General features: G+C 62.7%; 10 protein-coding genes. 1 reads left to right on the plus strand and 9 read right to left on the minus strand.

Annotated features, from left to right (window positions below):
• Positions 1-65: 65 nt before the first annotated feature.
• From bamA to rpsB, 9 genes are all read right to left on the minus strand, one after another.
• Entirely contained in the window at positions 66-2399 is a 2334-nt protein-coding gene (gene bamA / locus VLR48_RS15680) for an outer membrane protein assembly factor BamA (protein ID WP_414718617.1), read from the minus strand.
• A gap of 78 nt (positions 2400-2477) precedes the next feature.
• Positions 2478-3842, minus strand: coding sequence for an RIP metalloprotease RseP (gene rseP / locus VLR48_RS15685; protein WP_325292689.1), 1365 nt, complete (start codon positions 3840-3842; stop codon positions 2478-2480).
• 97 nt (positions 3843-3939) lie between these two features.
• Positions 3940-5127, minus strand: coding sequence for a 1-deoxy-D-xylulose-5-phosphate reductoisomerase (ispC, locus tag VLR48_RS15690; protein WP_325292690.1), 1188 nt, complete (start codon positions 5125-5127; stop codon positions 3940-3942).
• Entirely contained in the window at positions 5124-5978 is an 855-nt protein-coding gene (locus VLR48_RS15695) for a phosphatidate cytidylyltransferase (protein ID WP_325292691.1), read from the minus strand. The genes ispC and VLR48_RS15695 overlap by 4 nt, the downstream gene beginning before the upstream one ends.
• Positions 5965-6726 (minus strand): polyprenyl diphosphate synthase, encoded by a 762-nt coding sequence (gene uppS / locus VLR48_RS15700; RefSeq protein WP_325292696.1) that lies wholly within the window; start codon positions 6724-6726, stop codon positions 5965-5967. The genes VLR48_RS15695 and uppS overlap by 14 nt, the downstream gene beginning before the upstream one ends.
• 57 nt (positions 6727-6783) lie before the next feature.
• Positions 6784-7341 carry a ribosome recycling factor gene (frr, locus tag VLR48_RS15705; protein WP_325292692.1) on the minus strand — a complete coding sequence of 186 codons (558 nt, stop codon included), beginning with the start codon at positions 7339-7341 and terminating at the stop codon, positions 6784-6786.
• Position 7342: 1 nt separating this feature from the next.
• On the minus strand, positions 7343-8065 hold the full coding sequence (gene pyrH / locus VLR48_RS15710) for a UMP kinase (RefSeq protein WP_325292693.1): 723 nt from the start codon (positions 8063-8065) through the stop codon (positions 7343-7345).
• Between the two features lie 86 nt (positions 8066-8151).
• Positions 8152-9039: a translation elongation factor Ts gene (tsf, locus tag VLR48_RS15715; RefSeq protein ID WP_325292694.1), complete on the minus strand. Its 888-nt coding sequence runs from the start codon at positions 9037-9039 to the stop codon at positions 8152-8154.
• A gap of 136 nt (positions 9040-9175) precedes the next feature.
• Entirely contained in the window at positions 9176-9931 is a 756-nt protein-coding gene (rpsB, locus tag VLR48_RS15720) for a 30S ribosomal protein S2 (RefSeq protein ID WP_325292697.1), read from the minus strand.
• Positions 9932-10280: 349 nt separating this feature from the next.
• On the opposite strand from rpsB, the gene map reads away from it, so the two are divergent.
• A partial coding sequence (gene map / locus VLR48_RS15725; protein ID WP_325292695.1) for a type I methionyl aminopeptidase occupies positions 10281-11070 on the plus strand: 790 nt, incomplete at its 3' end.

The following is an 11070-nucleotide window of genomic DNA, read 5'->3' on the forward strand; positions in this document are numbered from 1 at the left end:
CTCGACACCAGGAGCAACGCGATCGTCGACGACCAAAGAGCGGCTAACCTCACGCATCGACTCCCTTAGAATGTCTGTCCGAACCCGAACTGAAAGACTTGTGTCTCGTCACCCTCTTCTTCGTTGAGCGGGGCCGCAAGACTGATCGAAAGGGCACCGATCGGCGACAACCAGGTTGCCGAGAGACCCGCCGAATAGCGCAGGTTACCGATGTCGAAGCCGATCGGCTCGATCAGATCCGAGCCGTCGGTCTGCCAGACGTTGCCGAAGTCCAAGAAGGCACCGAGTCGCAAGGTCTTGGCCAGCTCTGCTCCACCGGGGGCGGGGGCGAACAGCTCGACACTGCCGGCCATCCTTAAGTTACCTCCGACCGGATCGTCGTCGCCGATCTCGCGAGGTCCGAGCGAGTTGGCGACGAAACCGCGCACCGACCGTGGACCACCGGCATAGTAGTTCTCGAAGAACGGCAGAGACTCGGTCTCGCCGTATCCCTCGCCGTATCCCACATCGCCGCTCAAGGACACCACGAAACGCGAGGTCAGGGGGACATAGAGCTGTTCCTGGTAGGTGAGCTTGTAGTATTGAAGATCGCTTCCCGGGACAGTGAGATCGGCCCTGAGCACGCGCAATCCGCCCTTGGTCGGGAAGATCGCAGTATCTCTGCTGTCGTTCGTATAGCTCGCCGAGAGTATAAAGTCATTGAAGACATTGCCGTTTTCTTCGACGAACTCTTGCGCCAGCTCGGAAAAGTTTCCGGCGATGAAATTCGTATACTGATAACGGATACCGAGGCCGGCACGGCTGGTCTCGGAGATGGGCAGACCGAAGTTCATGCCCAGTACGCCGACATCGGTCGAATAATCCGCACCGATCAGCTCGTCGAAATTCGTTTCCCGGTAGGCAACATTGAAACCCCGACTGATACCGTCCACCGTATAGAAGGGGTTGGTATAGGCGATCTGATAGAGCTGGGTCGCTTCGCTCGTGTTGACTCCGAGCGAGACACGCTTGCCGGTTCCCAGGAAGTTGTTCTGCGTCACGCTGGCGTTCAACAAGATACCCTGCGATTGGGAGTAACCGACACCCGCTGAAAGGTTCCCCGCGGGTTTCTCGGTCACCGTCACATCGACATCGACTTGGTCGGCGGAACCGGGCACGGCAGGCGTCTCGATGGTGACATCCTCGAAGTAGCCCAAACGTTGGAGTCGCTCGCGCGACTTGCGGACCAGCTCGGCCGAGAACCAGGCCGACTCCAGCTGGCGCATCTCCCTGCGCAGGACCTCGTCGCGGGTTCGGGTATTGCCCTTCATGTTGACGCGACGCACGTAGACACGCTGTCCGGAATCGACGAAGAAGGTCACCGTGACCGTACGCGCCTCCTCGTCGATCTCGGGAATCGTGTTGACGTTCGCGAAGGCATAACCGCGATCGCCGAGCAGGTTCGAGATCCGCTCCGAACTTTCGGTGGTCGCACGACGGGAGAAAAAGTCGCCGCGTTTGAGCTGAATCAGCGGGAACAGCTCCTCGGCCGGGATCGATGGCTCGCCGGCAAGCTTGATGTCGCCGATCCGGTAGGGTTCGCCCTCGTCGATGACGACGGTGATATAGATCTCCTTCTTGTCGGCGCTGATGGAGACTTGCGTCGACTTGATGTCGAACCGAATAAAACCACGATCCAGATAGAAGGAGCGCAGGGTCTCCAAATCACCGGCGAGCTTCTGTTTGGAATACTGATCGTTCTTGGAATAAAACGAGGTCCAGCCGGTGGTGCCGAGCTCGAAGCGCTTGAGCAGCTCTTTTTCCGGGAACGCCTCGTTGCCGATGATGGTGATCTGTTTGATCCGGGCCGTCAGCCCCTCGGTGATCTCGATGCGAACCGCCACGCGGTTTCGCTCGAGCGGCGAGACCGTCGACTGAATCAGCACACCGTATTTGCCGCGGGAGAAATACTGCCGCTCGAGCTCCTGCTCGATCCGATCGAGGACCGAACGATCGAAGACCCGCCCTTCCTTGAGGCCGATGTCCGACAAGGCCGCCGTCAACGCCTTGGTGTCGATGTCGCGGTTGCCGGTAATGTCGATCGAGGCGATCGCGGGTCGCTCGCGGACCCAGAGAACCAGGACGTTGCCCTCGCGCTCGACGCGAACATCGTCGAAGAAGCCGGTTTGGTAGAGCGAGCGAATAATCCCGCCGGTCACCCCGTCTCCGACCGTATCTCCGACCTGTACCGGGAGATAGTTGAAGACGGTGCCGGGTGCGATCCGCTGCAGGCCCTCCACGCGGATGTCGGCGATCTGGAACACCTCGGCGGCGACCGGCATGTTGATCGCCAGCAGAAGGGTCACCAAAGCGAGCTGCCGACGTGCGCAGCAACGGAGCATCAGAGGTATCGCGCGCAAGACAGGTCCCCTCGATCAAGCCGAAGTCTGCGGCGCAGTCGGCGTTTCAGGGTCGCAAGTATAAGGGATTCGGCGCGCCTAGCCCAATAGCCGGGAAAGATCCAAGTAGAAGGCCAGCGACATGAGGGCGGCCAGGAGAAAAAGGCCGATCTTCTGGCCCTGCATCTGGGCCTCCTCTGAGAGTGGACTGCCTTTGACCCACTCGATAAAGAAGTACAACAGATGCCCTCCGTCGAGCACAGGCACCGGCAGGAGATTGAGGATGCCCAAGCTGATGCTCACGACCGCGAGAAATTTCACGAAGGATTCCAAGCCATAGCTCGCGGTTCGCCCGGCCGTCTCCGCGATCGTGATGGGGCCGCTGAGATTCTCCACCGATGCCTGACCGATCAACATGCGCCCGACGACCCGCAGCGTCATGACGCTCATCTCGACGGTCTTGGAGACGGCCCGATCAAGCGACTCGACCGGACCGTAGCGGACCTCGACACTGTAATCGTCCATCAAACCCTCGGGGACCAACACACCGGCCCCGATCCGACCGATCGTTTCGTCCTCCACCTGCGTCGATCGCGGCGTCACGCTCAAGGTAAGGCGCTCGCCGTCGGCGCGCTCGATCTCGATAGACAAGATCTGCTCCGGATGATCACGCACCATGTCGACCCAGTTTTGCCAACCTTCGATCGGGCGACCGTCGGCGACCAAGATGCGATCGCCGGTCTGCAATCCCGCATCCTCGGCTGCCTCGCCCGGAACCAGCTCGCCGATCACGGCCGGCAAGATCGGACGTTTCGGAGAAAGACCCAGGCGACCGAGGAGATCCGGTTCTTCGGCCAAACTTCGGACCTCGTCGGAGGGGATCCAGCGCGTCAGCTTGCGACCCGAGGCGTCACGCACCTGAACCGCCAACTCACGCCCGTCGAGCGATTTTCCGACGAAGGCAATCAGGGCCGTCTCCCAGCTCCCGGCCTCTCGGTCGCCGACGCGGATCAGCTCGTCGCCGGATTGGAAACCGGCCGCAGCGGCGATCGACTGGGGTTCAACATCGCCGACGATCGGCCTCAAACCCGAGTCGCCCGACATGAAGATGGCCCAGTAGGCGAAGATCGCGAAAAGGAAGTTGAACACTGGACCGGCGACGACGATCGCGGAGCGCTTCCAAAGCGCCTGGCGGTTGAAGGCGAGATGCGCCTGTGCCGCGGGAACCTCCTCTTCGCGCTCGTCGAGCATCTTGACGTAACCGCCCAAAGGCACGAGCGCGACGACATATTCGGTCGCATCGGGATGACGCTGAACGCGCATCAAGGGCCGCCCAAACCCGATCGAAAATCGCAGGACCTTCACGCCCAAACGTCTGGCGACCCAAAAGTGCCCGAACTCATGCACGGCGATGAGGATCGCGAGCGCGACGACGAAGGAGCCGATCGTAAAGAGGATGTCCATCTTAAATCGCGTCCGGAGTGGCTAATGAGGGAGGAGTTGCGGGCAACCGCTGCGGCCATCAACGGCGATCGGAGTGATGCGATTTAAGTCTTTAATTTTAAATCACCCGCGTTCGGACCAGTTGCTCCGCCCGATCGCGAGCCCGTCGATCCACGTCCAGGAGGAAGGAGAGATCCTGACCCTCGACGTCTTCGTTCGGAAGGGAGTCGAGCGTCGCGTCGACGACGGCGGCAATCCCGGGGAGGTCGAGGCGTCGATCCAGGAAGGCGGCCACGGCGATCTCGTTGGCCGCGTTCAGGATCGCCGGCGCGGTGCCGCCTTGACGTGCGGCCTTGAAGGCCAGCCCGAGGCAGGGGAAACGCGCAAGATCCGGCTCTTCGAAATTCAGCTGTCCGACCTTGAAGAGATCCAGGGGGGCAACGCCCGCATCCAAGCGCGCCGGCCACCCGAGCGCATGGGCGATCGGGGTGCGCATATCGGGGTTGCCGAGCTGGGCCAGTACGGAGCCGTCTTGGTATTGGACCAAGGAGTGGATCACGCTCTGGGGATGGACGACGACCTGGATGCGGTCGGTGTCGGTCCCGAACAGCCAGCAGGCCTCGATGACCTCCAGGCCCTTGTTCATCATGGTGGCCGAGTCGACCGAGATCTTCCGGCCCATCGCCCAGGTCGGGTGTGCACAGGCCTGATCGGGGGTGACCGACGGGAGTCGCTCGATCGGCCAATCCCGCAGCGGACCGCCGGATGCGGTCAAGAGGATCCGCTCCACCCCGACCGACGGCAGGCCCTCGCAGAAGTTCGGCGGCAGACATTGGAAGATGGCGTTGTGCTCGCTGTCGATCGGAAGCAGCTCAGCACCGCTCTCCTCCACCGCACGCATGAGCAAGGCTCCGGCCACCACCAGCGATTCCTTGTTGGCGAGCAGCAGACGCTTGCCTGCACGGGCGGCGGCCAGCGTGGGCGGCAGACCCGCGGCACCGACGATCGCCGCCATGACGTAGTCGGTCTCGGGCATGGTCGCGACCTGCTCGAGACCTTCGACACCCGAGAGGATCTCCGGGCGGTCCGACATGTCCGAGAGCAGCTCGCGCAGACGCAGTGCCGCCGCCTCCTCGACCATGACCGCGATCTGCGGGCGGTGACGCCGGCACTGCTCGGCCATGCGCTCGCTGTCGCGATTTGCCGTCAAGGCGACCGCGCGAAACTGCTCCGGATGACGGGCGACGACATCGAGGGTGCTTACGCCGACCGAGCCGGTCGAGCCGAGGACAGTTACGCCGATCACGTCGCGACTCCAATCAAGGTGATACCCAAGGCAAACACGGGCGCGGCTGCCGTCAGGCTGTCGATTCGGTCGAGCATGCCGCCGTGTCCGGGCAAGAGATGACTCGAATCCTTAAGCCCCCGGCGACGCTTGAGGAGGCTCTCGTAAAGATCCCCCACGATCGAGATCATCACCGATACGCCGCAAACCAGCAGGATCAGGAGGGTCGTCATCGGCGTCGCGGAGAGGATCCACGCGAATATCAGACCACAGCCGACGGCCCCGGCCATCGCTCCGTAGACACCGACCCGCGTCTTGCCCGGACTCAGCACGGGTGCAAGCTTTGCGCGACCACCGCCCCAGGCACGGCCGACGAAATAGGCCATCGAATCGGCCGTCCACGCCAGAAAGAGCAGGAAGAGAACGAGTGCCGGCCCCGTCTTCGGGAGTCCGTGCAGATGAATCAATGCCGTCCAAGGACCGACCAGCACGAGAAAACCGGCCGCAAGCAGAGACCACTGAAGGCCCTCGACCCTCGGAATCTCCCTGATCCGCGGCAAGGCCACCGCCTGACCCGCCCACCAGAGGGCACTCAGAGCGAAGAACCAAGGCTGCCCTTGCGGCCAGATCCAGAGGAGTGCCATCGCGAACAGGATCGCGAATGAGTAGAGGATGCGCGGGATCGGCCGCGTCAATCCGGCCAGCGTGCACCATTCCAAGGCCGCCAGCATCAAGACCCCGGCCACGACGAGTGCGAAGGCAGGCGTCGGCAGCCAGAGGACTGCAGCGATGACGAGCGGCACCAAGGAGAGTGCAGTGATGGTCCGACGCTTCAGTGCGTTGGATGCAGGCAAGACGTCAACCCCGGCCATACGCACTCATCGGGGCCTGCATCTCGACCTGCTCGCCGGTTCGCCCGAAACGTCGCTGCCGGCGCGCATAGTTCTCCAGCGCTCGACCATAGGCGGCCGCGTCGAAGTCGGGCCACAGCAGGTCGCTGAAATACAACTCGGAATAGGCGGATTGCCACAGCACGAAGTTGCTCAGGCGTTGCTCCCCGCCGGTACGAATAAAGAAGTCAGGCTCCGGGAGATCGGGAAACGACAGGCGGCTTGCGAGGGCATCCTCGTCGATCGCATACGGATCGAGCGCCCCGCTGAGCGCGTCGGCCACGAGTCGCCGGGCGGCTGCGGTGATGTCCCAGCGTCCGCCGTAATTGGCTGCCACTTGGAGATTAAGGGATCTGTTGTTTGCGGTCAGCTCTTCGGCCTCGGCGATCCGTCGTTGGAGCTTTTCGGGAAAGGCCCCGCGCTCGCCGATGATGCGCAGCCGGACATCGTTCTCGTTCAGGCGGCGCACCTCGCCGCGCAATGCGCTCATGAAGAGCTCCATGAGGATGTTGACCTCCGTGCGCGGGCGCTGCCAATTCTCGCTGCTGAAGGCAAAGAGGGTCAGGGTTCCCACACCGCGTCGGACGCTTTCCTCGACAATGGCACGAACGCTTTTCACGCCCTCCCGATGACCTGCCGTGCGGGGGCGGTCGCGCTGCTTGGCCCAGCGGCCGTTGCCGTCCATGATGATGGCGACATGCCGAGGCACGGATGGGTCCGGATCGCTCATTCCGATTGCGGGCGTTGCAATATCCACGGTGGTCGTTGTCGGGATCGCCCGCCCGCCTCAGATCGACATCAAGTCCGCTTCTTTCTCCGCCAAGACCCCATCGACATCCTTGATGTACTGATCGGTTAGCTTCTGAACCAGCTCCTGACCGCGGCGCTCGTCGTCCTCGGAGATCATCTTGTCTTTGACGAGCTCCTTCAGATCATGGTTGGCGTCGCGGCGAATATTGCGCACGGCGACCCGCGCCTGCTCGGCCTCGTTGCGGGCGACCTTGATGAGATCGCGCCGCCGCTCTTCGGTCAGCGCCGGCATGGGGACACGAATCACGGTCCCGGCGGTATTGGGGTTGAGCCCGAGGTCCGATTGCATGATGGCCTTCTCGACGGCCTGCACCATGTTGCGTTCCCACGGCGTCACGGCCAGCGTTCGCGCATCCTCCGCACTCACGTTGGCGACCTGCCGGATCGGCATCTCGGAACCGTAGTAAGAGACCATGACATGGTCCAAAAGGGATGGATGCGCCCGGCCGGTTCGGATCTTGGCCAGCTCATGGCTCAGCGCCTCGACGCTCTTGGCCATGCGCTCCGCGGCGTCCTTCTTGATATCGTCGATCATGTCAGTTCCCGCTCACGACCAACGAGCCGACGTCTTCGCCGCGGATCAACCGCAAGAGCGCACCGGGCTCGTTGATATTCATTACACGTAGTGGCATGCCGTGGTCCCGACACAACACGATAGCCGTCGTGTCCATGACCTGCAGCCCTTCACGAAGCGCACGATCATAACTGATGCGGGGGTAGAAGGTCGCCCCCGGATCGATCATCGGGTCCGCCGAGTAGATGCCGTCGACCTTGGTGGCCTTGATCAACAGATCGGCACCGACCTCGATCGCACGTAGGCTTGCGGCGGAATCGGTCGTAAAAAACGGGTTGCCGGTTCCCGCAGCAAAGACGACCACGCGACCCTTGTCGAGATGCCGCATGGCGCGCCGCCGGATGTAATCCTCGCAGACCTGATTGATCTTCAGGGCCGACATCACGCGCGCCGGGACACCCAGACGCTCGAGCGCATCCTGCATCGCCAGCCCGTTCATGACGGTCGCGAGCATCCCCATCTGATCCCCGGTCACGCGGTCCATCCCCTTGGCCGCAAGACCCGCCCCGCGGAAGATGTTCCCGCCACCGATAACGAGCGCCACCTGAACACCCACGGCGGCGAGATCGCGGATCTCGCCGGCAAAGCGGTCCAGGATCTCCGGATCGATGCCGTAAGCCTCGGAGCCGACCAATGCCTCGCCGCTGAGCTTGAGCAGGATCCGTCGATAAAGGGGCGCCGTCATGGCGGGAGAACCTCATCATGGGTTGAGTCGGAGAAGGTTGCGCGTGAAGCGCGCAACCTTCGGGGACCAGTCGGTCGGTGCGCGGATCAGGTCGCGCGGACCTGCGCCATGACCTCTTCGGCGAAGTTCTCGACCTTCTTCTCGATGCCCTCGCCGACCTCGACACGGGCAAAGCGGTGGACCTCTGCACCCGCCTGCTTCAGGAGCTTCTCCACCGAGGTGTCCGGATCCTTCACGAACGGCTGACCGAGCAGGGTCACCTCTTCGAGATACTTGCGCACGCGCCCGTCGATGATCTTGTCGACGATCGCCTCGGGCTTGCCGCTGTCGAGCGCTTGCGCCTTGAAGATCTCGCGCTCTTTGGCGAGCGTCTCGGGCGGAACCTCGTCGGCCCCGAGACACAGCGGGTTGGTCGCTGCGATGTGCATGGCGATGTCGCGCCCGAGCGCCTCGTCGCCGCCGCTCATCTCGAGCACGACACCGATGCGCACACCGTGACGGTAGCTGTAGAGACGGCCTTGGACATCGTCGAAGCGCACTAAACGACGCACCTGGACATTCTCGCCGATCTTGGTGATCAGGGCCTCGCGGGCTTGGTCGACAGTGCTCGCCGGGTCGTCGCACAGTGCCGTCGCCGACAGGGACTCGGCATCGGCCATATCGCCGGCGAGCGCCGTCGCGGCGGTTGACTGCGCAAAGCCGAGAAAGCTGGCATCTTTCGCCACGAAATCGGTTTCGCAGTTGATCTCGACCAGGACACCGCGCTTGCCGTCCGGCGCGATCTGGATCATGACAACGCCTTCGGCGGCCGTGCGTCCGGACTTCTTTGCAGCCTTCGCCTGACCGGCCTTGCGCATCGCCTCGATCGCCGCTTCGATATCGCCGTCGGACTCCACCAGCGCCTTCTTGCACTCCATCATGCCGGCGCCGGTGCGCTCCCGGAGCTCTTTCACCAATGCCGCTGTAATCGCCATCGTTTGCTTCCTCGGTCCCCTCGGGGACGACTTCGGGTTGTACTGGAAGACGTTCGCACCCGAGTGCTCGGGTACGAACGAAGAATGGAGGCACGCCCGGATCGGATCCGGAGCGCGCTCGGGTCGTAAAGCCGCTCTACTCGGCTTCGGCGACAGCGCTCGGCGCCGACTCGCTCTCGACCGGGGCGTCGATGAAGGTATCGCCGCGGCCGACCATTGCGGCTGCCGTGTTGCGGCCGTCGAGGATCGCATCCGCTGCGCCGCTGATGTAGAGGCGCACGGCGCGGATGGCGTCGTCGTTGCCCGGAATCACGTAATCGACCTTGCTCGGATCATTGTTGGTATCGACCACGCCCACCACCGGGATACCGAGCTTGTTGGCTTCGGTCACGGCGATCTTCTCGTGGCCCACATCGATGACGAACATGGCGTCCGGGAGGCCGTCCATCTCCTTGATACCGCCGATGCTTTGCTCGAGCTTCGCACGCTCGCGCGCAAGACCCAGCGCTTCCTTCTTATTGAAGCGCTCGATCGTGCCTTCCGCGAACATCGTCTCGAGCTCCTTGAGGCGCTTGACCGAGTGCCGGATGGTCTTGAAGTTGGTCAGCATTCCGCCGAGCCAGCGATGATTCACAAACGGCATCCCGCAGCGCAGGGCCTCTTCCTGAATCGCCTCGCGTGCCGCACGCTTGGTGCCGACGAAGAGGATACGGCCGCCGTTGGCGGTCAACGAGCCCATGAAATTGACGGCCTCTTGATAGAGCGGCAGCGTCTTTTCCAGGTTCACGATATGGATCTTATTGCGTTGTCCGAAGATGAAGGCCCCCATCTTGGGGTTCCAGTAGCGGGTCTGGTGTCCGAAATGCACACCCGCTTCCAACATCTGGCGCATGGTCACGTCACTCAAGGTCTTGCTTCCTGTAGTCTGGGTTGGGCCTCCACGCATCCCAAGCGGCAACCTGATTGCCAGGCACCCGGCCGGTTGTGTCGATGCGTGTGTGGACAGTGTTCCGGCGCCCGTGATCGGGGCCGGTCTCGATTCGGCGTTGCACAACCCGGATAAACCGGGTTTACAGCCGTTTTCGCGTAGGGTCTCGGCAGCGCTTCGACTCGCCGAAAGCCCGACAGCAGCGGATTTGCCGCAGCGCGCCGGGTTTTATACCATAGCCCGTTCCTTATGGGCAATTACCTCAAGGTTTTCTGTGAGATCCGGACCTGATGTCGATTCAGCGACGCACGCCATGAGTGTGCCAATCAAGACCCCAGAGGCGATCGAGAAGATGCGCGTGGCGGGCCGACTGGCAGCCGACGTTCTCGACATGATCGCCCCCCACGTCGTCCCGGGCGCGACCACGGACGAGCTCGATCGCATCTGCCACGACTACATCACGCGCGTGCAGCGGGCCGTCCCGGCGCCGTTGAATTACCGCGGCTTTCCCAGATCCATCTGCACCTCCGTGAACCACCAGGTCTGCCATGGGATTCCGGGAAACAAACGCCTCAAGAAAGGCGATATCGTCAACATCGACATCACCGTCATCAAGGACGGGTACCACGGCGATACCAGCAAGATGTTCTTCGTCGGCGAGCCGAGCATCCTGGCGCGTCGTCTCGTCACGGTCACGCAACAGGCCATGCGTCTGGGCATCGCGAAGGTGCGCCCCGGCGCGACCCTGGGAGACATCGGTCACGCGATTCAGCAGTTCGTCGAAGCACAGGGCTGCTCGGTGGTGCGCGAATATTGCGGGCACGGGATCGGCAAGGCGTTTCACGAAGAGCCGCAAGTCCTGCATTACGGCAAGCCCGGCGAGGGCTTGGTCCTGAAGGCAGGGATGTGCTTCACCGTCGAGCCGATGGTCAATGCCGGCAAGCGATTCATCAAGCTGCTCCCGGACGGATGGACGGTCGTGACCAAGGATCGCAGTCTGTCGGCGCAATGGGAGCACACCGTTCTCGTCACCGAGCAGGGTCACGAAATCCTGACCTTGCGCGCCGAGGAGCGCACCGACGAATCCCCTGCGGACATGCACG

Origin of the sequence: Thiocapsa sp., assembly GCF_035467215.1 — a bacterium.
Taxonomy (GTDB): domain Bacteria; phylum Pseudomonadota; class Gammaproteobacteria; order Chromatiales; family Chromatiaceae; genus Thiocapsa.